The sequence below is a fragment of the Xanthomonas sp. NCPPB 1754 genome (assembly GCF_041475725.2).
GTDB lineage: Bacteria > Pseudomonadota > Gammaproteobacteria > Xanthomonadales > Xanthomonadaceae > Xanthomonas > Xanthomonas euvesicatoria.
The window spans coordinates 5,012,351-5,031,466 of record NZ_CM192982.1 but is presented as its reverse complement, the minus strand read 5'-3'; the positions used below and the strand labels follow the sequence as shown (position 1 = coordinate 5,031,466).

Genomic DNA, 19,116 nt, shown 5'->3' with positions numbered 1-19,116 from the left:
GACGCGTGCGTCGGATATGGACAGGTGGTGTTTGCGGCATCGTCCGGGCACGCAAGATGCCTGCCGATTCCGGGCACGGCCAAAACGCACGACGATGCCGGCGCCTTGGTGTCTCGTGTTGCGCGCACGTGTCGTGCGTCGGTCGCTGCGCATCGCAGCGGCGGGCACGCGCCTTCTACCTGCGGCTTTGGCCGCCCTCTCCCCCAAGGGGTTCTGCATGCTGTCAGTCGTACCGCCCAACCGTTCCACCGCGCGTGCTGCGCGCACGCCGTTCTGGCGCCGCGCCGCGGTCGGTCTGTGCCTGCTTGGCGTGGCCATGTCTGGCCCGCTGGCCGCGCAAGACCCGGCGCAGGTCAACACCTTCATCGGCAGCAAGGACGACGGCAATACCTATCCGGGCGTCTCGGCGCCATTCGGCCTGATCCAGGTCAGCCCGATCGGCGCGCACTACGCCGGCTGGCGCTATGACGACCCCAGCATTCGGGGCTTCGGCCATTCGTTCCTGTCCGGCGCCGGCTGCTGGGAGCAGGGCGGCCAGGTCTCGGTGCTGCCGGTCACCGGCCGCATCGGCCCTGGCGGCGACTTCGACACCAACGATGCCAAGGCCTTCGACCAGAAACGCTATGCCGCGCGCTACACGCACGATGGCGAAGTCGGCCAGGCCGGCTATTACAAGGTGCGGCTCACCGATTACGGCGGCATCGACGCCGAAGCCAGCGCGCTGACACGCGCCGCGACCGAGCGCTACACCTTCGCGCCGGGCGCCGACACCGGCCATGTGCTGGTCAACGTGGCGCAGGCCAACGACCGCCATGTGGTGATCGGCAGCCAGGTGCAGATCGTCGGCGACCGCGTGGTCGAGGGCAAACTGACCACGCAGAGTTTCTGCGGCGGCCACGAATACACCACCTGGTTCCGGCTGGAATTCGATCGCCCGTTCACCGCGCATGGCGTCTGGGGCGAAGAGGGCGGTGTGCCCGGCGCGCGTCACGGCATGGGCGGCGAACTCAAACCCAACGGCGCCTGGCTCAGCTTCCCGCTGGGCAAAGACAAGCGCGCGCGTGCGGTGACCGTGGTCAGCGCCATCTCGCATGTGGATGCGCAAGGCGCCCGCAGCAACCTGCGTGCTGATGGCATGCAGGGCGGCAAACTGCTGAGTCTTGAACAGATGCGCCAGCGCGCGCAGCAGGGCTGGCGCAATGCGTTGGCCAGCATGCAAGTGGAAGGCGCCAGCAACGACGAGCGTTCCGTGGCCTATACCGCGCTGTATCACGCCTTGCTGCAGCCGCTGACCGGCAGCGATGCCGATGGCCGCTATCGCGGCTACGACGATGCGATCCATCGCGCCGATGGCTGGACCTACTACGAGTATTTTTCGCTGTGGGATACCTATCGCTCGCAAAACCAGCTGCTGGCCCTGCTGCAGCCGACGCGCGCGCGCGACATCGGCCGCTCGTTGCTGGCGATCCAGCAGCAAGGCGGCTGGCTGCCGCGTTGGGGCTATGCCAACTACGACACCAACATCATGACCGGCGACCCGGTCACCCCGTTCCTGGTGGATCTGTGGCGCTTCGGCGCGTTGCAGGGCAGCGAGGCGCAGGCGTATGCAGCGCTGCGCCAGAATGCCTTCGGCCAGCCGCCGATCAATTCGCGCCACGCCGGGCGCTCGGGCAATGCCAACTATCTGGCCAACGGCTTCGTGCAATACGACCGTGCGTTTCCCTCCAAGGGCATGGACGTGGACCCGCATCACGGTGGCTCGGCCACGCTGGAATACGCGCTGGCCGATTGCGCGCTCGCACAGATGGCGCAAGCGCTGGGCCACGGCGATGACAGCGCGCAGCTGCGCAAACGCGGCGGCAACTGGCACCGCGTCTGGGATGCGGATGTGGGCGATACCGAGACCGGCTTTGCCGGCTTCCCGCGCCCGCGGCTGGAAGACGGCAGCTGGTATGCGCCATCCGACGATCGCTACAGCCCACGCTCCGAGCACGGCTTCCACGAAGGCACTGCCTGGCAATACCAGTGGCTGGTGCAGCAGGACATCCCCGGCATGCTGCAGGCCATGCATGGCCGCGAACACACCGGTAAACGCCTGGACGCCTTCTTCGCCTACGACGATCTACTGAAAGATCCGCTCACTGCCGCACGCACGCACTGGGTGGTCGGCCCGTACAGCTATTACAACCAGTACCGCTACAACCCCAACAACGAACCGGACCTGCACGCACCGTGGATGTACACGCTGATCGGGCAACCGTGGAAGACCGCCACCGTGGTGCGCGCCGCGCAGCAGTTGTTCACCAATGCGCCCAACGGCGTCACCGGGAACGACGACCTTGGCACCATGTCGGCCTGGTATCTGTTCAGCGCGCTCGGCCTGTATCCGGCAGTGCCGGGCAGCGGGCAATTCCTGCTGCATGCACCGCGTTTCAAGCGGGTCACGCTGAATCTGGGCAACGGCAAGCGCCTGCGCATCGACGCGCCCGGCGCCAACGGCCGCGCGCTGCAATACGTGGACAGCGTGCGTTGGAATGGAAAGCCGCAGCCGCAGGTGTTCCTGGATTGGGCGCAGCTGCAGCAGGGCGGCACGCTGTCGTTTGCGCTCACCCCGCAGGCGCCCACCCAAGGCTGGGGTACGCAAGCGGATGCATTGCCCACTTCATTCTGCGCCACACCTCAGGCGCAGTAACACCACGGCGGTTGAAGCCCTCTCCCTGCGGGGCGAAAAGGCACAGCTTGCGCGCTACTGGCGCGCGTGCCTTGGAGAGAGAAGGACGCTCAGCCCGCCTGATTCAACCGGCTATTGCGTCGCCCATATGCCAGGTACACCACCACGCCCAGCGCATTCCATAGCAGGAACCAGACCTGCGTCTTGCTCGGCAAACTCCAGAACAGGTACAGACAGCCGCCGATCGCCACCGGTCCCACCACCCACGCCAGCGGCGTGCGGAAGGCGCGCGCGCGGCCGGGCTCGCGCACGCGCAACACCAACAGGCAGGCCGCCACCGCGGTGAATGCGGCCAGCGTGCCGGCATTGGCCAATGCGGCGATTTCGTCCAGCCGGGCCACGCCCGCCAGTGCTGCCACCAGCACCGCGGTGAACAGCGTGATCGCCACCGGCGTGCCGGTGCGTGCATTGACCTTGGACAGGCCGCGCGGCAACAAGCCATCGCGCGACATCACGAAGAAGATGCGGCTCTGCCCGTACAAGAACGCCAGCAACACCGTCGGCAACGCAATGATCGCCACCGCACCGATCACCAGGGCCGCCTTGCCGTGGCCGAGTTCGCGCAGGATCAGCGCCAACGGCTCGGGGCTCTTGCCGAACACGGTAAAGCTCATCGCACCCACCGCCGCCAGCGCCACCAGCACATAGATCAAGGTGCAGCCGATCATCGAACCGACGATGCCGATCGACAGATCGCGTCCGGGGTTCTTGGTTTCTTCGGCGGCGGTGGAAATCGCATCGAAGCCATAGAACGCGAAGAAGATGATGGCCGCCGCTGCCATCACGCCGCGCTCCACGCCATCGGGACCCATTGCCTTGGAGAAGCCATACGGCATGAACGGCTGCAGGTTGGCGCTGTTGAAGGCCGGCAGCGCAATGGCCACGAACACGCCCAGCGCGATGATCTTCAGCACCACCAGCACCGCATTGAGCGTGGCGCTTTCCTTGGTGCCGGCCATCAACAGGCCAGCCACCAGGAAGGTGATCACCACCGCCGGCAGGTTCACGATGCCGCCGGCATGCGGCCCGGCAATGAGTTCATGCGGCAAGCCCACTCCCAGCCATTGCAGGAACCCGACGAAATAGCCCGACCAGCCGACCGCCACGGTGCTGACCACCAGCGAGTATTCCAACACCAGGCTCCAGCCCACCACCCAGGCAATGCTCTCGCCCAGCGCGGTGTAGCTGTAGGTATACGCACTGCCGGCAGCCGGCATCATCGTGGCCATCTCCGCATACGCCAGCGCCGCGCAGGCGCAGACGATGCCGGCCGCCACGAACGACAGCAGCACCGCGGGGCCGGCCTTGTCGGCGCCCACGCCGATCAGCGTGTAGATACCGGTACCGACGATGGCGCCGATGCCCAGCGCGATCAGATGCGGCCAGCTCAGGCTGCGGACCAGTTGCCGGCCAGTCTCGTGCACGGTGACCTGATCGATGGATTTGCGCCTGAGCCAAGACGACATGCGGACCTCGCAGGAATCAAAAGAATGCGCGAGTGTCGCCCAACGCAGCGCAGCAAAGCTATCGGTCCAAGGTCATGCGGTGGCTATGCCCGGGCAAGGCGGGCACGCGATGGCATCAACTCATGCGCGGCGCATCGTGCCTATCCTTGGCCAAGCACCACCATCCATCACGGCGTGCGCGATCGACGGCACGCGTTCGCCCACCACACTGCCGCTCACTCAATCGAGGCGCGATGCGGCGGGCGCGCGTTGCGATAGATCAGCTGCACCGCCCAGGCACCGGCAAGCCCGACCACACCGGCAGCGAAGTGGCTCCAGTCCAGCACCCGCGGCGCCGCGCCATTGGCGTCATGGCCCCACAGGTTGAACCACAGCAGCACCAACGCGGTGATGCCCATGCCCATCCAGAACCACAGCCGGGTTCCGCCGATCGCGTAGATCAAAAACGGCAACGCCGCTCCGATCAGAAAATGCACCGGAAAAAAATACGCCGTGCCGTAGGGGCGCATCAGGTACCAGACGATCGCTGCGAAGGTGCCCAGAAAAACGAACAGGCCAAGCGCCAGCAGGCGGGTTTGGTTGGTGGCAGTGGTCATCGGCAAGTCTCGCAAAAGCAGACCCTCACCCTACCCATGCCCAGGTCAATGCAGTGCGAGCGTGCTGCATGCATCGCTTCGGTGGTCTGGTTCGCTTCGCACAAAGGCGACATGCAGCATCACGGTGCCGTGCAGCCATGGCGCTGAAATCCGGCGCGTGTCTGCAAGTGTGCGTAATACGCCGCCACCGCAGGCAATGCCGCATGCGCGATGGGGCTGGCGACCCAGCGCTGTGTCGACACCCCCAGCACGATGTCGGCAAGCGTAAAGCATGCGCCCAGGACGAACGGACCGCCGCGCTGCAGCTGCGCATCGAGGATCGCCATGTGGCGGTTCCACTGCTCCACGCTCGCCGCAATCGCCTGCGCATCGGTATGCGCGGCGCTGCCACGCACGGTGGCCATGAATGCGTAGCGCCAGGCGGTATTGAGTTCGGTGGCCTGCCAATCCATCCATTGCTCGACCAATGCGCGCGCGGCGGGCGCGGCCGGCAGCAGATCATCGCGTTGGCTGCGCGCGGCCAGGTAGCGGCAGATCGTGTTCGATTCCCACAGCACCAGTTCACCCGCGCGGATGACCGGCACCAACGCATTGGGGTTGAGTGCGCGAAATTCCGGCGTCTGCACCGACGCAAAACCGCTGCCATAGGCATGCAGCGTGTAGTCCAGCCCCAGCTCATCGCACAACCACAACACTTTGCGCACATTGATCGAGCTCGGCTTTCCGTAGATCTCCAGCATGTGTTCCTCGGTGATGCGCGTGATGGCCGGCCGTTGGCGGTGGTGATCCGTGCTGCCTGCAACCCGCACGCGCCTTGTGCAGCGCGTGCAGCCGAGTGCATCCATGCACGCTGCGGTCAGTCGCAGAGCGGTGCATTCTCACCGCTGCACTCTTGCGCCGCTACAGCTCGATCTTGCCCGCGTATGCATCGCGCACGGTCTGGCTGATGTAGGTGCTCAGCCCGCGTCCGGCCGTGGCAAGCCGCTGCATGGTCGCGACCGCCTCGGCACCGGCGCTATCGGCGGTATACACATAGGTCTCGCCGCTACGAAAGCGCACGGCGATGGCGTCGTCGGCCAGCGCGTAGGCCACCACGCCCGAGTGGCCGTCGCGATTGCCATAGCGCTGCATGCGAACCGGGCGGGGTGCGGTCATGCCGGCAGGCTAGAACCGCCGCAGTGATGGGCGCTTCAACGAACACGGCAATAACGTGCGCTGCAGCACCGCAGGCCATGCGACATCGAAACAGGTGTGCTGGCCATTCCAGCGTCATGGCGCAGCCGTGCAGCCACCGTTTGCACGCCGGCCACGCGAGGGCCGCCGTGATGGCAAATACCGCGCGTGTGGCAGATGGCGCAGCGCATGCAGGTGTGGCGTGTGGATGATGCGCGTCTGCGCGCATCGCATCGACCGCCGGCCTTCTGTCTAACCAAGCGATCGCGCCGATCGCGCCACTGCGATCACCGCATCACCCCATACCAACCCCATCGGCCTGCAGCGGGTACAACGCCGTCAGCGCCTGGCAGCGCTGCGCAAACAGCGCATGCAATTGCCGGATCGCTGGCGAAAACTGCTTGCGGTGCGGGCACACCAGCTGCAGCGGCAGCCGATCGCCGTACTCGGGCAACAGCGCCTCCAGCCGCCCGGCCTTCACGTCTGCGCACACATCCAGCCACGACTTGTAGGCAATGCCTTCGCCGACAACTGCCCAACGCCGCACCACATCGGCGTCGTCGCACAGCATCGCTCCGCGCACCGGCACCACGTGGCGGCGGCCGTCCAGGTCGAATTGCCAACGGTCGTAGGCGCGCCCGGCCAGCACGTACAGCAGGCAGGCGTGCTCGCGCAGCGCATCCAGCGTGGCGGGGCGCCCGTGGCGCTGCAGGTAGGCGGGCGCGGCCACCAGTACGCGGCGGTTGTCCGGTGCCAGCGGCAATGCCACATGCTCTGCATCGTCGATACGGCCGAGCCGAAATGCCACATCCACCGGCGCGCGATACAGGTCGGCCACCTGATCGGACAGGTGCAGGCGCAGGGTCAGCTTCGGGTGCGCGGCGCGGAATTCGGTCAGCCACGGCAGCAGCACGTTGCGGCCCAGGTCCGACGGCGCCGTCACCTGCAGCAGCCCCTGCAGCGCACTGTCGGCGCCCCGCACATGCTCGCGCCCGTCGCGTAGCAACTCCAGCACGCCGCGCGCATAGGGCAGGTACTGCTCGCCCTCGGCGGTCAGCCGCAGGCTGCGCGTAGACCGGGCGAACAGACGCAGATCCAGCGCGCGTTCCAGCCGGGCCACCGCCGCGCTGGCCTGGCCAGGCAACAGATCGGCCTCGCGCGCTGCGCTGGAAAAACTGCCCAGCGCCGCGGTGCGCACGAACAGCGCCAGGTCGTCGAAGCGGACCATCTTCACTCCAGTGGTGAAAGTGCTTGTGCAGTTTGCCGGCTTTTCCGTGAATCCAGGTGGTTGACGATGCAACTCCCTCCCGCACGACGCCTGCCATGAAAGCCATCGCCTACCCGCAACACGGCCTGCCCATCGACGATGCGCGCGCGCTGATCGAACTCGAGCTGCCGCTGCCCACCCCCGGCCCGCGCGACCTGCGCGTGCGCATCCACGCCGTGTCGGTCAACCCGGTCGACACCAAGGTGCGCAGCAACGCGGCGGTGGATGCCCCGCGCGTGCTGGGCTGGGACGCCAGCGGCGTGGTCGATGCGGTCGGCGAGGCGGTCAGCCTGTTCCGCCCCGGCGATGCGGTGTACTACGCCGGCGCGCTGACCCGCCCGGGCACCAATGCCGAGTTCCACCTGGTCGACGAGCGCCTGGTCGGGCGCAAGCCGGCCACGCTCGACGACGCTGCGGCCGCCGCATTGCCGCTCACCGCCATCACCGCCTGGGAGCTGCTGTTCGACCGGCTCGGCATTGCCGAAGGCGGCGGCGAAGGCCAGGCATTGCTGGTGGTCGGTGCGGGCGGGGGCGTGGGCTCGATCCTGGTGCAGCTGGCGCGCACGCTGACCAAGCTGACCGTCATCGGCACCGCCTCGCGCCCGGAAACCCGGGATTGGGTGCACGCACTCGGCGCGCATCACGTGATCGACCACAGCCAGCCCCTGGGCGAGGGCCTGCAGCGGATCGGCATCGCGCAGGTGCAGCACGTCGCCAGCCTCACCCACACCGACCAGCACTTCGCCCAACTGGTCGAGGTGCTGGCCCCGCAAGGTCAGCTGGCGCTGATCGACGACCCGGCCACGCTGGACGCGCTGCCGCTCAAGCGCAAGAGCCTGTCGCTGCACTGGGAGCTGATGTTCACCCGCTCGCTGTTCGAAACCCAGGACATGATCGCCCAGCACCATCTGCTCAATCGCGTCGCCGAGCTGGTGGACACCGGCGTGCTGCGCACCACCCTGGGCGAGCACTACGGGCGCATCACCGCCGACAACCTGCGCCGCGCCCACGCCGCGCTGGAATCGCACCGCACCCGCGGCAAGCTGGTGCTGGAAGGCTTCTGAGCGCAGAGGCCTCACGCACGACAGCGCTCTGGCATGGCCGCTGTCGTGCAGCCGCACCCTGCAGCGTTGACACGCGATCGCCGCTGGCCAAGGTCTGCGACGCAGCTATTGCGACAGGCGCCGCTACACTGCGCGCATGTCATCTCAATCCCTGATCCTTCTCGGGCTGCTTGTCGTAGTCCTGGTGTTGCAGCTGCTGGCGCTGCTGCGACGTCCGTCCACCACCGCGCTGGAACATGCACTGCGCGCCGAGCAACGCGATGGCCGCGGCGAATTGCGCGAGCAACTCGAAGGCCTGGCGCGGCAGCAGGACGCCCGCCTGGAAACCTTCGCGCGCAACCTCACCGAGTTGTCCACGCGCACCGACCAACGCCTGGACCTGCTGCGCGACGCGCTCGGCGAAGATGCCCGCAAGGCGCGCGAAGAAAGCGGCCTTGCACAACAACGCACCGGCGAGCTGCTGACCCTGCGGCTCACCGAATTGCGCACCCAGCTCGAAGGCTTCGGCCAGCAACAGGAAACCCGCATCCACGTATTCGGCCAGCAACTGACCGAACTGATCGCGCGCACCGATACGCACATGGCCGCGCTGCGCGACGCGCTGGCCGAAGACGCCCGCAAGGGCCGCGCCGAAGCCGGCCAATCGCAACAACGCTTCACCGAAGCGCTGGGCCAGCGCTTGAACGAACTCACCCAGCGCAACGAACTACGCATCGGCGAGATGCGCGCCACGCTCGAGCAACAGCTGGCCAACCTGCAACACGACAACGCCAGCAAGCTCGAATTGATGCGCGCCACCGTCGATGAAAAACTGCAGACCACGCTCAACACACGCCTGGATGCCTCGTTCAAGCTGGTCTCCGAACGGCTGGAACAGGTGCAACGCGGCCTGGGCGAAATGCAGCAGCTGGCCACCGGCGTGGGCGACCTCAAGCGCGTGCTCACCAACGTCAAGGACCGCGGCGGCTGGGGCGAAGTGCAGCTGGACAACATCCTCGAGCAGACGCTGACGATGGAGCAATACGCCCGCGGCGTGCGGGTCAAGCCCGACAGTGCCGAAGCGGTGGATTTTGCGATCCGCCTGCCCGGACGCGGCGACGAGCAGGTGGTATGGCTGCCGGTGGACGCCAAGTTCCCGCGCGAGGACTACGAACGCCTGATCGACGCGCAGGAAAAGGGCGACCTCGACGCGATCAAGCAGTCGACCGTGCAACTGGAACGCGCCATCCGCATCCAGGCCAAGTCGATCAGCGACAAGTACGTCTGCCCGCCGCACACCACCGACTTCGCGGTGATGTTTTTGCCCACCGAAGGGCTGTATGCCGAAGTGATCCGCCGTGCCGGCCTGGTCGATCTGCTGCAGCGCGAACACCGCGTGGTGCTGGCCGGCCCCACCACGTTTACTGCCTTGCTCAACAGCCTGCAGATGGGCTTTCGCACGTTGGCGATCGAGAAGCGTTCCAGCGAGGTCTGGCAGGTGCTGGGCGCGGTGAAGAGCGAGTTCGGCAAGTTCGCCGGCATTCTGGAAAAGGCCGAGCGGCAGATCAGCACCGTCGGCAAGAGCCTGGGCGAAGCCAGCCGCAAGACCCGCACCATCGAACGCCGCCTGCGCGGGGTGGAAACACTGGCCGGCGAGCAATCGCAGGCGCTGCTGGACGATGGCAGCGACGACACCGGCACCAGCAGCGAAGACGACAGCACCGACGAGCAGGCGTGATTGGCTGCAGACGGCGATGCATGGCCTGCGCAGGCGACAGCACACGTAGGAGCGCACCCGGGCGCGAGCAGCTTTACCGATAACGCTTCATCGCGCCCGGGTACGCTCCTACGAATGCAGGTTTCCGGCACGTGCTTGCGCCGATCGCCAGCACATCGCGCAGACATCGCCACCGCGATGCTTGCACCCACCTGATTCAAGACGAGAGTTTCAACATGGCGACCCGATGGATCCACGCAGGGCTCTGCGCGCTGCTGCTGACTGCCTGCAGCAATGCGCCAACCGCCTCCCCTGCCTCGCCAGCCGCGCAGGCCCCTGCTGCACAAACGAGCGCCGACGCCGCTGCCTGCACCGCAAAGGGTGGCCAACTGCGGCCGGTCGGCCGCATGCAGATTCCGCGCTGCATCGTGCCGTATGCCGATGCCGGCAAGACCTGCACCGACAACAGCGATTGCAGCGGCGACTGCCTGGCCACCAACATCGTGCCGACCGGCGCGGCGGCCACCGGGACCTGTCAGCGCGACAGCGATCGTTTCGGTTGCCGCCAGGAGGTGGTCGGCGGCAAGGGCCAGGCGGCGTTGTGCATCGATTGAGGGCTTCGAAAATGGCCGAACGCGGGTCCTGGCCGGTCAGCCGTTCGGCCCGTGGGCGTCGCTGCAGACAACTGCCAGCCGCGTGAGCCAGCGGCATCGCTCGCTCCACCCTGGCCGTTTATGCTCTCGGCTCTACCTGTCCAGGACGCATCGATGAGCCAGACGCTGTACGACATTCCCGTGACCCGCATCGACGGCCAGCCCACCACCCTGGCCGACTACCGCGGCAAGGTGCTGCTGGTAGTCAACGTCGCCTCCAAGTGCGGCCTGACCCCGCAGTACGATGGCCTGGAAGCGCTGTATCGCGACAAGCGCACAGGGCCTGGAAGTGCTGGGGTTTCCGGCCAACGACTTCAACGGCCAGGAGCCGGGCAGCGAAGCGGAAATCGCGCAGTTCTGCCAGCTCACCTACGATGTCACCTTCCCGATGTTTGCCAAGATCGCCGTCACCGGCGACCAGACGCACCCGCTGTATCGCGCACTGACCAGCACGCACCCGCACACCACCGGGGACGGCCCGATGCGCGAAAAACTGGCCGGCTACGGCATCGCCCCCAACCCCGCGCCCGGGGTGGTGTGGAACTTCGAAAAATTCCTGATCGGCCGCGACGGGAAGATCATCGACCGCTTCGCTCCGGACATCCCCGCCGACGATGCGCGCCTGCGTGCGGCAGTGGATGCGGCGCTGGCCACCCACGCATAGCGCGCTGGCGGCATTGCGATGACGCGTCACGTTCTTATCGGGAGCCAGGGAACAGGCAATGACCTTCAATCACTTCTTCAGCTCTTCAATGTTCGCGTTGTCGATGGTGACTGGCTGCTCGCACATGCCCGGCACGGCGTCCACCCCTGACACGCAGGCAGCGCGGTACATCGTCGACTGTTCTCGCGACTGGGCAGAGTCTGTCGTGACAGGAGATCGGTCAAAGCGCAGGATTTACTTTGCCGACGACTTCATCGGGACTGACACCAAGGGCCGCAGATACGATAAATCCCAGGTCACTCGCGAGACTGGTCCTGCCAAACAGATCATGTCCAACACACTCGACGAGATCAACGTCAGATTCTTCGGAGAGACCGCAATCGCGCACGGGAGCGAAACGTGGACCCGTAAAGACGGGTCTACGGGCCGGTATGTCTGGACCGATATCTGGATCAAGCGGAGTGGTCGGTGGCAAATCATCGCTGCGCAGGATGCAGCGGTACCGGTACCGACACCGCCTCGCAACGACGGCACCTAGCACTGCTGTCACACCGAGGCGCTTGGCAATGCGGGCGTTCGTCGTGACGTCGCAACGGGTCCGCCTGGTGCCTAACACACAAAAAAGCCCGGGATCGCTCCCGGGCTTTTACATTCATCACTCGCCAAAACCCTAACCGCTCAACGCACCCAGTTCGGGATCGGCATGGCGTTACCCGGCACGGTGTTGTCCTTGTCGTCGCGCAGGTATTCCGGCAGCTCGTTGTTCTTTTCGCGATGGCTGCGCAAATCGCGGGTGATCTGGTAATTGCGGCGCTGCATCCACGCATCGCGGGTCAGCGCGTATTCGTCCGGCGCCTGGTCGCGCAGCGAATCCAGCGACATCAGCTGCGCGCGCGTGTCCACCAGCTGCAAGCCCTGCAGGGCGAAGCGCGTACCGCCGTCGTCCACCTGGCGAATCCACGACAGCGGAATATCGCCCGCCAGCCCGAAGGTGTCGCGCACGGTGCGCGGGCCGAACAACGGCAGTTCGAAGTAACGCGAATTGCGCCAGCCCCACGCGCCCAGCGTCTGGCCGAAGTCTTCGCTGCGCCGCGGGATGCCGGCCGCCGAGGCGGGGTCGAACAGCCCAGCCACACCCAGGGTGCTGTTCATCACAAAGCGCCCCAGCGACTGCATTGCATGGACCGGGTGGCCTTGCAGCAGCTGGTTGACCATGGTCAGCGGCGTGCCCAGGTTGTCGAAGAAGTTGGTCACGCCCAGGCGCGCCGGGCTCGGCACCACCTTGGTGTAGGCGGTCGCCAACGGACGCGCCACGCCGCGGTCCACTGCCATGTTGAAGCGGTGCATGCCGCGGTTGTAGCGCTCCCACGGGTCGTATGCCGGCGCCGCGCCCGGTTGTGCCGGCGCACCGTTGGCACCTGCTTGCGGGGTGGTCGGGCCATACAGCGCATCGAAATCGCTTTCGGCATCGGTGGGCGCGCCTGCAGCGGCGGTGCCGGTACCCGCCGCTGCAGGCGCATCGGCAGGAGCAGCAGCGCTCGCCGGCAGCGCGTCCGGGGCGGCCATCCCGGCGGCGGCCGGCTGCGCGGTCACTCCGGCATCGTCGCGTACCGGCGCCTCGGTCGCAGGCGCGATGGCGGTACCGCCCGACGGCGGTGCGGATTTGGGCGCCTGGCTGGCGCAGGCACCCAGCAGCAGGCTGGCCAACAACGGGAGAGAACGGAACTGGGTCATGGGCTGGCGCTCAGGCCTGAAAATCGAGAGTGGGGGACAACCGGTAGGCGGCGCGCAATTCGTCCAGACCGGACGCCTCGCCCACCACCGCGCCGCTGCCGGCTTGGCGTAACCGGGCAGCCAGTTCGGCCAGCATCGCCACGCCGGCACTGTCCAGGCGTTGTACACCCGACAGGTCCAGCGTGCGCGCGCCATCCAGCTGTGCGATCGCCTGCGGCCAGGCCGCGGTGACCGCCGCACGGTCGAGCACGCCGGTGATGACCAGCGTGTCGGCCGTGCGTTGCACGGTATCAGTTGCCATTGGCCGGTGCCGTACCGACCTGCAGGTTGCCGCTACGCAGCTCGGCGGCCACCTTGGCGATGCCCTTCTCGCGCAGCGGGCCGTCGAACTGGGTCTTGAAGGTCTGCACGTAGGAAATGCCTTCGATCATCACGTCGAAGATCTTCCACTGGCCGCCGGTATTGCGCATCAGGTAGTCGACCGGGGTCGGGTCGTTGCCGGCACGCAGCAGGTCGGTGGAGACCTTGACGCCGCGGTTGCCCGGCAGCGCGCTCTCGGACTTGGCGCGGAAGGTCGGCTTGCCTTCGAAATTCAGCAGCGCGGTGCCATACCGCTGCATCAGGTTGTCGGCCAGCGCATCGGCAAACAGCTTGACGTCGGCATCGGAGGCGCCACGGCCATGCACGCCCAGCACCAGGCGGGCCGAGTAGTCGCGGTCGAAGGCCTTGTTCAATTCGCCATTAATGAACTGACGCAGCGCCGCCGGATTGCTGCGGAACTCGGCACGGCGCTGGTCCAGCGTGCTCAGGATGCGGGTGCTGCTGTCGATGACGGTCTTGGTCGCCGCGCCCTGCGCAGGTGCGCTGGCAGCGGCCGGCTGCGCCAGCACGGTGGCCGGTGCGCACACCAGCAGGGTCGAGGCCAGGACGGCAGAAAGCACAGTGGTCTTCATTGGTGTGGTTCCGTAGAGGGAGGAGCGGTTTGGGCAGGCGCAGGCGCCTGGCCGTTGGCGGCGGCCGGGGCATTGCTGCCGCCACCGCCACCACTGAACATGTATTTGCCAACCAGCTGCAGCAGATCCACCGCCGGCTGGGTGAAGCCGATTTCGTCGCCCGGCTTGAGGGTGTCCGGGTCGCCGCCCGGCTGCAGCCCGATATAACTCTCGCCCAGCAAGCCGCTGGTGAAGATGCCGGCCGAGGTGTCGGCCGGCAGGTCCTTGTATTTGGTATCCAGCGACAGGGTCACGATCGAATCGAACTTGGTCGGGTCCAGGCTGATGTTGGACACCTTGCCGATGGTCACCCCGCCGATCTTTACCGGTGCCTGCGCGCGCAGCTGGCCGATCTGGCTGAAGCGGGCGGTCAGCGTGTACTGGCTGGAGCCAAAGCCCCAGCGCTGGTTGGTCGAGGCCACCGCCAGCACCAGCAGCGAGGCCAGGGTCAGCAGCAAAAAGGCGCCGACGGCGAATTCGAGTCGTGGTCCACGCATGGCCATAGTTATTCCACTCACCTAAACAACATTGCAGAAAGGACGAAGTTGAACATCAGCACCAGCAACGAGGCATTCACCACCGCGCGGGTGGTGGCGACCGAGGTGCCTTCGATGGTCGGTTCGGCATGGAAGCCCACGTAGGCGGCAACCAGTGCAGCGGTGCCGCCGAAGATTGCCGACTTGAGCATCGCCACGCCGAAGTCGTCCCAGACGTCCACGCTGTTGCTCAGCCCGGACCAGAACGTGCCGTTGTCGATGCCCAGCACGTGCACCGCTTCGAAATAGCCACCGGTGATGGCCAGCGAGCAGAACACGCCGGTGAGCAACGGCACCGTCAGCACCGCCGCCCAGAAGCGTGGCGCCACGGCCTTGGCCACCGGGTCGATGGCCATCAGCTCCAGCGCCTTGATCTGGTCGGTGGCGCGCATCAGGCCGAGCTCGGCGGCGATCGAACTGCCGGCGCGGCCAATGAACAACAAGGCGGTCAGCACCGGCGCCAGTTCGCGATACAGCGACAGGCCCAACAGGGTGGACAACGCATCGGACGCACCGTAGGTGGTGAGCGTGCGGTAGCCCTGCAAGGTCAGCACCAGGCCGACGAAGGCGCCGCCCACCGCAATGATCGGCAGCGAGCGCGCGCCGACCTTGTAGATCTCGCGGACCAGTTCGGCAATGAAATCGCGCGTGGGCAGCGAGCCGCGCAGCACCGTCAGCGAGAACAGCCCGGCGCGGCCGAAGGCGCGAATGGAATCGGCGAAGGCCATCAGGCAGCACTCCGGTCGCGGCGCGGGGCGGCATCGAAGGCGATCGGGCCGTCCGGCTGGCCGTGCAGGAATTGCTGCACCAGCGGGTCGGTACTGTCCTGCAGCTGCGCCGGCGTGCCGGCGAACACGATGCCGCCATTGGCGATCACCACCGCCTGGTCGCAGATCGGCAGCGTCTCGTGCACATGGTGGCTGACGATGATGCTGGTCAGGCCCAGGCTGTCGTTGAGGCGCTGGATCAGGCTCATGATCACGCCCGAGGCGATCGGGTCCAGTCCGGTCAGCGGCTCGTCGTAGATCATCAGCGGCGGGTCCAGCGCCAGCGCGCGCGCCAGTGCCACGCGCCGTGCCATGCCGCCGGACAACTCGCGCGGCCAGGCATCGGCTGCGGCCAGCAGGCCCACTGCATGCAACTTCATCTGCACCAGGCGCTGCAGCACCGCTGCCGGCAACCGCGTGTGGGTGCGCAGCGGCAGTGCGACGTTCTCGGCCACGCTGAGGTCGGTGAGCAGGCCATTGCCCTGCAGCAGCACGCCGACGTTGCGACGCATCTCCAGCAGCGCGCGGCTGCCGGTGGGAATGGGATTGCCGAACAACGTGACCGTGCCTGCGACCGGGCGCAGCTCGCCGGTCAGCGCCGCCAGCATGGTGGATTTGCCGCTACCGGACGGACCGAGCACGGCCGTGATGCTGCCGCGTGGCACCTCCAGCGACACATCGCGCAGGATCGTGCGCCCGCCGCGATCGATGCGGACACCGGACAACTGCACGACAGGGGAAGCGGAAGCCGTCATCGGTGCCTTTAACAAAATTACAACGCGATAGAGTAGCCCGTGCACCGCTGAACATAACCAGACTGGCGCGTGCAGTATTGTCGCATTCACCGAAGGGCGATGTGCGGGTTGCGTGTCGCTGTCTGCGTAACAGCGTGTCCTGCAACGCAACCAGGCCCACGCATGTGGTCGCGATCGGCAAACGTACGCTGCGGTAGGGACGTAAGCGACGTTGCCACAGCACGCAGTGTGTACCTTGAGACTGGCAGGTGCCCCTGGTCGTCTTGCCTGTCGCAGTTGCGCAACGATCTGCCTAGCATGTCGCGTTGTCGGCAGCGGCATCTTGTCGAACTGGCCACAAAACGTGACGATCCACGCTACTTCGTCGCTGCAGGAATCTTCCATGGAGTTGCTGACGCTTGAACACTTTGCCGGCAGCGTCAACGAGACCTTTGCCGCCGCTTTGAATGAGGGCGAGGTGCCGTTCGTGCTGGTGGAGGCGCGGCCCTTGCAGCACGCGCGCAATTCGCAACGTGCGCCGTTCTCGCTGCTGTTTCGGAATGGTTCGGCCTTTTTGTTTCCGCAGCAGACCTATCAGATGCGGCATGCGCGGCTCGGCGAGATCGGTATCTTCCTGGTGCCGGTGGCGCGCGAGCGCGACGGGTTCTTGTATCAGGCCGTATTCAATTGAATACGGCCAGCTGCACGTTCAACTGAGCAGGTGATCGTGCCGATGCCAGTGCATCTGCAGATGGGTCTGGGTGCTGTCGCCTGCAACGAATCCGAGGCGGGCATACAGGCGTTGCGCGGCGGGGTTGGCGTGCAGCACATGCAATGACAAAGCACATCCCGCATCGCGGGCGCACGCCTGCGCATGTGCAATCAACTGCGTGCCGATGCCCTTGCCATGCCAGTCCGGCAGCAGGCTGATATCGACCAGCGTGTGGTGTGCGGCGCCGCGGTGCAGATACAGCCGGCCGATCGCTAGAGCTTTGGTCTGCACGATCAGAAAGTCCGCATCGGCAAACTGCTGCCGGTAATGCGCGCGCTGCAGGGCGAACTGCTGCTGCAGGAAGGCGCGCTTGGTCGCTTCCGGCCAAGGCACCGGTGCCAGCTCCTCGCGACGCGTGCTGGCGTACAGATCCTGCAACCAGGGCAGATCCGCATCCTGCTCTTCGCGCAATGCAATGGCGTGCGCACCCGGCAACGTGGTCTGGCTTGCGCCGCCGGATGCCTTCACGACCTCGCCGGAAAGCGGGCGTGTCATGACATCAACTGAAGACAGGGTAGTCGCCGGATAGCGCGATGCAGAAGTTCACCGCCAGATACGGCTGCCGGTTCTCGTGGGCCTGGCCGTTGCCGGTGGGAATCAACATAACGGGAGAGAACTGCTTGTCGGGCGCAATTGCGTTATATGGACGTGCGCTGCTGCTACCTGGCGACGACAGCGCGGCGCCGCCGACGGGCGCACCGCTCTTCTTCGTCTGGTCCGCTAAGGAGAACGAGTTGACGCCGTGCTGGTGCATCGGCATCTCCGAGCCCGACAGATTCACCCCTGCGGAACCAAAATTGCTGCCCAGCGTGTGCGGGGTCAGGCCAGGGCCGGGGCCCTGCTGGCAGCCAGCGCGCGCGGTGAAGTTCGGCAGCTGAAACGTACTGGAGCCATTGCCGCCGTAGGCGATGCCGAGCAGCGAATACAGCGCGCTGTTCTGCGTGATCGGCAGGACGGCACCATTGCACAGGGCCCAGCCGTAAGGGTTGTAGTCGAAGCCGAACAACTGGATTTCGCCGAGATAGGGTTCGGTCATGAGCGGATTCCTCCGATGGAGCGGATGCGTGCCGCAGCCACGTCGACGCGGCGCATGGGATCAGGCTTGCTGCGGAAAGATGCCGGTGGTGGCAATGCAGTACTGCACCGTCAGTGTGGGCATGACGTTGTCGTGCGGCTGGTTACCACCGGCGAATGAGGTGCTCTGCCCCGACATCGCTTGCGCCGTGGCGCCGCCGGTGGTGGTGAGATAGAAAGTGTCGCCGCTCACCGCTGCAGGCAACAGGCCCGAGGGTGCCGTCGCTGTCGCCCCCGCGGTGGTAGCTTGCGCGACGTGCGTATGCGCCGGCATCTGCAGATCGGTCAACGTCACCGTCTCGGTACCGGCACGCTGGGCAAGCACGTAGTTGCTCAGTCCCGGCCCCTGGCCCTGGTGGACCGGCACGCGGCCGCGCAGGTCAGGCACTGCAAAGGTGCTGGTGCCATTTCCACCGTAGGCGGTGCCGAGCAGGACATATAACGGCTCGTATTCGGAGATCTGCAGCAATGAGCCATCGCACGCTTGCCAGCCCTGAGGAGTGCGGCCAAAGCCGAACAGGCGGATTTCGCCGATGAAGGGAGTACCCATGAGATTCTTCCTGGTCGATGAGGTGATCCGCGCACCAGTGCGCTGCGCACCCGAGTGCGGATGCGCCTAGCTGCGCGAAGGGAAGATGCCGGACAGCGCGATGCAGAAATTGATCGTGGTGTATGGCTGCACGTTCGGATGCGCCTGGCCGCCGCCCTCTGCGCCTACCGTGGCTTGCGAGAGCGGGACCACGCTCCCCGGCGCGGCGTACAGCGGTGTCGCCGTTCCCGACGTGGCGCCATTGTTCGCGAATAGGCGCCCGGTTGGGTTGCGGTTATTGCCGGCGGCGCTGGCGCATTCCATCAGATGGAGGTGTGCAGGCAACTGGTTTTCCACCAGCGTCATCGTCTCCGCACCAGCGGCCTGACCCATTGGCATCGCCGTCGGCTGCCATGCCGGATCCGCCGACGGCCCATAGCCCATCGGCGTGCGGCCGCGCATGTCCGGCAGCGCGAAATTGGTCTTGCCGTCGCCGCCGAACCGCGTGCTGAGCAGACTGAACAGGGCCTGGTTCTGATTGATCGGCAGCAATTGACCGTTGCATTGCGCAAAATACTTCGGCGCAAACGCGAAACCGGTCAGCATGATCTGACCGATGAAGAACTCGCTCATGCGGATCTCCCCTAGGGTGTTTGACGCCGACATCG

21 protein-coding genes and 1 pseudogene are annotated in these 19,116 nt (G+C 66.2%); 7 read left to right on the top strand and 15 right to left on the bottom strand.

Features of this window, described 5'->3' with window-relative positions; all coding sequences use genetic code 11:
• Positions 1 to 217: 217 nt before the first annotated feature.
• Entirely contained in the window at positions 218 to 2,692 is a 2,475-nt protein-coding gene (locus tag ACCQ15_RS21560) for a GH92 family glycosyl hydrolase (RefSeq protein ID WP_372381061.1), read from the top strand.
• An 89-nt stretch (positions 2,693 to 2,781) separates the two neighbouring features.
• Here ACCQ15_RS21560 and ACCQ15_RS21555 read toward each other — a convergent pair whose 3' ends face one another.
• The 5 genes from ACCQ15_RS21555 to ACCQ15_RS21535 all read right to left on the bottom strand — a co-directional run bounded on the left by ACCQ15_RS21555 (position 2,782) and on the right by ACCQ15_RS21535 (position 7,194).
• Positions 2,782 to 4,197: an amino acid permease gene (locus tag ACCQ15_RS21555; protein WP_011349201.1), complete on the bottom strand. Its 1,416-nt coding sequence runs from the start codon at positions 4,195 to 4,197 to the stop codon at positions 2,782 to 2,784.
• 215 nt (positions 4,198 to 4,412) lie between these two features.
• A complete protein-coding gene (locus ACCQ15_RS21550) occupies positions 4,413 to 4,793 on the bottom strand; it encodes a hypothetical protein (RefSeq protein ID WP_008573095.1) in 381 nt (126 codons plus the stop codon).
• Between the two features lie 119 nt (positions 4,794 to 4,912).
• Positions 4,913 to 5,533: a glutathione S-transferase family protein gene (locus ACCQ15_RS21545; RefSeq protein WP_042774040.1), complete on the bottom strand. Its 621-nt coding sequence runs from the start codon at positions 5,531 to 5,533 to the stop codon at positions 4,913 to 4,915.
• A 160-nt stretch (positions 5,534 to 5,693) separates the two neighbouring features.
• A complete protein-coding gene (locus ACCQ15_RS21540) occupies positions 5,694 to 5,924 on the bottom strand; it encodes a hypothetical protein (RefSeq protein ID WP_008573091.1) in 231 nt (76 codons plus the stop codon).
• A gap of 337 nt (positions 5,925 to 6,261) precedes the next feature.
• On the bottom strand, positions 6,262 to 7,194 hold the full coding sequence (locus ACCQ15_RS21535; protein ID WP_372381060.1) for a LysR family transcriptional regulator: 933 nt from the start codon (positions 7,192 to 7,194) through the stop codon (positions 6,262 to 6,264).
• A 95-nt stretch (positions 7,195 to 7,289) separates the two neighbouring features.
• Here ACCQ15_RS21535 and ACCQ15_RS21530 point away from each other — a divergent pair, with 95 nt between their 5' ends.
• The 5 genes and pseudogenes from ACCQ15_RS21530 to ACCQ15_RS21510 all read left to right on the top strand — a co-directional run bounded on the left by ACCQ15_RS21530 (position 7,290) and on the right by ACCQ15_RS21510 (position 11,848).
• Positions 7,290 to 8,297 carry a zinc-binding alcohol dehydrogenase family protein gene (locus tag ACCQ15_RS21530; RefSeq protein WP_014091564.1) on the top strand — a complete coding sequence of 336 codons (1,008 nt, stop codon included), beginning with the start codon at positions 7,290 to 7,292 and terminating at the stop codon, positions 8,295 to 8,297.
• 184 nt (positions 8,298 to 8,481) lie between these two features.
• The gene (locus ACCQ15_RS21525) at positions 8,482 to 10,014 is read left to right on the top strand and encodes a DNA recombination protein RmuC (protein ID WP_186379751.1); all 1,533 of its coding nucleotides are present in this window, start codon (positions 8,482 to 8,484) and stop codon (positions 10,012 to 10,014) included.
• Positions 10,015 to 10,205: 191 nt separating this feature from the next.
• A complete protein-coding gene (locus ACCQ15_RS21520; RefSeq protein WP_029820560.1) occupies positions 10,206 to 10,607 on the top strand; it encodes a hypothetical protein in 402 nt (133 codons plus the stop codon).
• Positions 10,608 to 10,760: 153 nt separating this feature from the next.
• Positions 10,761 to 11,310, top strand: a pseudogene (locus ACCQ15_RS21515) (glutathione peroxidase).
• Between the two features lie 58 nt (positions 11,311 to 11,368).
• The gene (locus ACCQ15_RS21510) at positions 11,369 to 11,848 is read left to right on the top strand and encodes a nuclear transport factor 2 family protein (protein ID WP_029820562.1); all 480 of its coding nucleotides are present in this window, start codon (positions 11,369 to 11,371) and stop codon (positions 11,846 to 11,848) included.
• A gap of 140 nt (positions 11,849 to 11,988) precedes the next feature.
• Here the strand turns inward: ACCQ15_RS21510 and ACCQ15_RS21505 are convergent, their stop codons facing one another.
• From ACCQ15_RS21505 to ACCQ15_RS21480, 6 genes are read right to left on the bottom strand one after another with little or no spacing between them, the layout of a single operon-like run.
• Positions 11,989 to 13,044, bottom strand: coding sequence for an MlaA family lipoprotein (locus tag ACCQ15_RS21505; RefSeq protein WP_014091559.1), 1,056 nt, complete (start codon positions 13,042 to 13,044; stop codon positions 11,989 to 11,991).
• 10 nt (positions 13,045 to 13,054) lie between these two features.
• Entirely contained in the window at positions 13,055 to 13,345 is a 291-nt protein-coding gene (locus ACCQ15_RS21500; RefSeq protein WP_031425238.1) for an STAS domain-containing protein, read from the bottom strand.
• Positions 13,335 to 13,997, bottom strand: coding sequence for an MlaC/ttg2D family ABC transporter substrate-binding protein (locus ACCQ15_RS21495; RefSeq protein WP_011349189.1), 663 nt, complete (start codon positions 13,995 to 13,997; stop codon positions 13,335 to 13,337). The genes ACCQ15_RS21500 and ACCQ15_RS21495 overlap by 11 nt, the downstream gene beginning before the upstream one ends.
• On the bottom strand, positions 13,994 to 14,539 hold the full coding sequence (mlaD, locus tag ACCQ15_RS21490; RefSeq protein WP_008575276.1) for an outer membrane lipid asymmetry maintenance protein MlaD: 546 nt from the start codon (positions 14,537 to 14,539) through the stop codon (positions 13,994 to 13,996). The genes ACCQ15_RS21495 and mlaD overlap by 4 nt, the downstream gene beginning before the upstream one ends.
• An 11-nt stretch (positions 14,540 to 14,550) precedes the next feature.
• A complete protein-coding gene (locus ACCQ15_RS21485; RefSeq protein WP_011349188.1) occupies positions 14,551 to 15,300 on the bottom strand; it encodes an MlaE family lipid ABC transporter permease subunit in 750 nt (249 codons plus the stop codon).
• Positions 15,300 to 16,094, bottom strand: coding sequence for an ABC transporter ATP-binding protein (locus tag ACCQ15_RS21480; RefSeq protein WP_011349187.1), 795 nt, complete (start codon positions 16,092 to 16,094; stop codon positions 15,300 to 15,302). Before ACCQ15_RS21480 ends, ACCQ15_RS21485 begins: the two co-directional genes overlap by 1 nt.
• 382 nt (positions 16,095 to 16,476) lie before the next feature.
• Here ACCQ15_RS21480 and ACCQ15_RS21475 point away from each other — a divergent pair, with 382 nt between their 5' ends.
• On the top strand, positions 16,477 to 16,764 hold the full coding sequence (locus ACCQ15_RS21475; RefSeq protein ID WP_011257259.1) for a DUF6916 family protein: 288 nt from the start codon (positions 16,477 to 16,479) through the stop codon (positions 16,762 to 16,764).
• 18 nt (positions 16,765 to 16,782) lie between these two features.
• Here ACCQ15_RS21475 and ACCQ15_RS21470 read toward each other — a convergent pair whose 3' ends face one another.
• From ACCQ15_RS21470 to ACCQ15_RS21455, 4 genes are all read right to left on the bottom strand, one after another.
• Entirely contained in the window at positions 16,783 to 17,340 is a 558-nt protein-coding gene (locus ACCQ15_RS21470) for a GNAT family N-acetyltransferase (RefSeq protein ID WP_014091557.1), read from the bottom strand.
• Positions 17,341 to 17,344: 4 nt separating this feature from the next.
• Positions 17,345 to 17,881, bottom strand: a complete 537-nt coding sequence (locus ACCQ15_RS21465) for a phage tail protein (protein ID WP_011349185.1) — start codon at positions 17,879 to 17,881, stop codon at positions 17,345 to 17,347.
• 60 nt (positions 17,882 to 17,941) lie between these two features.
• Positions 17,942 to 18,469, bottom strand: a complete 528-nt coding sequence (locus ACCQ15_RS21460) for a phage tail protein (protein WP_008575266.1) — start codon at positions 18,467 to 18,469, stop codon at positions 17,942 to 17,944.
• Positions 18,470 to 18,535: 66 nt separating this feature from the next.
• Complete coding sequence (locus tag ACCQ15_RS21455) at positions 18,536 to 19,081, bottom strand: phage tail protein (protein WP_071118195.1); 546 nt, start codon at positions 19,079 to 19,081, stop codon at positions 18,536 to 18,538.
• Positions 19,082 to 19,116: the final 35 nt, after the last annotated feature.

What these genes read in the sequence shown, in the direction of transcription:
- mlaD (WP_008575276.1), bottom strand. Translation starts at nt 14,539, where the DNA reads ATGGCCATGCGTGGACCACGACTCGAATTCGCCGTCGGCGCCTTTTTG.
- ACCQ15_RS21465 (WP_011349185.1), bottom strand. Translation starts at nt 17,881, where the DNA reads ATGACCGAACCCTATCTCGGCGAAATCCAGTTGTTCGGCTTCGACTAC.
- ACCQ15_RS21545 (WP_042774040.1), bottom strand. Translation starts at nt 5,533, where the DNA reads ATGCTGGAGATCTACGGAAAGCCGAGCTCGATCAATGTGCGCAAAGTG.
- ACCQ15_RS21480 (WP_011349187.1), bottom strand. Translation starts at nt 16,094, where the DNA reads ATGACGGCTTCCGCTTCCCCTGTCGTGCAGTTGTCCGGTGTCCGCATC.
- ACCQ15_RS21560 (WP_372381061.1), top strand. Translation starts at nt 218, where the DNA reads ATGCTGTCAGTCGTACCGCCCAACCGTTCCACCGCGCGTGCTGCGCGC.
- ACCQ15_RS21530 (WP_014091564.1), top strand. Translation starts at nt 7,290, where the DNA reads ATGAAAGCCATCGCCTACCCGCAACACGGCCTGCCCATCGACGATGCG.
- ACCQ15_RS21500 (WP_031425238.1), bottom strand. Translation starts at nt 13,345, where the DNA reads ATGGCAACTGATACCGTGCAACGCACGGCCGACACGCTGGTCATCACC.
- ACCQ15_RS21540 (WP_008573091.1), bottom strand. Translation starts at nt 5,924, where the DNA reads ATGCAGCGCTATGGCAATCGCGACGGCCACTCGGGCGTGGTGGCCTAC.
- ACCQ15_RS21455 (WP_071118195.1), bottom strand. Translation starts at nt 19,081, where the DNA reads ATGAGCGAGTTCTTCATCGGTCAGATCATGCTGACCGGTTTCGCGTTT.
- ACCQ15_RS21555 (WP_011349201.1), bottom strand. Translation starts at nt 4,197, where the DNA reads ATGTCGTCTTGGCTCAGGCGCAAATCCATCGATCAGGTCACCGTGCAC.
- ACCQ15_RS21485 (WP_011349188.1), bottom strand. Translation starts at nt 15,300, where the DNA reads ATGGCCTTCGCCGATTCCATTCGCGCCTTCGGCCGCGCCGGGCTGTTC.
- ACCQ15_RS21460 (WP_008575266.1), bottom strand. Translation starts at nt 18,469, where the DNA reads ATGGGTACTCCCTTCATCGGCGAAATCCGCCTGTTCGGCTTTGGCCGC.
- ACCQ15_RS21495 (WP_011349189.1), bottom strand. Translation starts at nt 13,997, where the DNA reads ATGAAGACCACTGTGCTTTCTGCCGTCCTGGCCTCGACCCTGCTGGTG.
- ACCQ15_RS21550 (WP_008573095.1), bottom strand. Translation starts at nt 4,793, where the DNA reads ATGACCACTGCCACCAACCAAACCCGCCTGCTGGCGCTTGGCCTGTTC.
- ACCQ15_RS21505 (WP_014091559.1), bottom strand. Translation starts at nt 13,044, where the DNA reads ATGACCCAGTTCCGTTCTCTCCCGTTGTTGGCCAGCCTGCTGCTGGGT.
- ACCQ15_RS21510 (WP_029820562.1), top strand. Translation starts at nt 11,369, where the DNA reads ATGACCTTCAATCACTTCTTCAGCTCTTCAATGTTCGCGTTGTCGATG.
- ACCQ15_RS21475 (WP_011257259.1), top strand. Translation starts at nt 16,477, where the DNA reads ATGGAGTTGCTGACGCTTGAACACTTTGCCGGCAGCGTCAACGAGACC.
- ACCQ15_RS21535 (WP_372381060.1), bottom strand. Translation starts at nt 7,194, where the DNA reads ATGGTCCGCTTCGACGACCTGGCGCTGTTCGTGCGCACCGCGGCGCTG.
- ACCQ15_RS21470 (WP_014091557.1), bottom strand. Translation starts at nt 17,340, where the DNA reads ATGACACGCCCGCTTTCCGGCGAGGTCGTGAAGGCATCCGGCGGCGCA.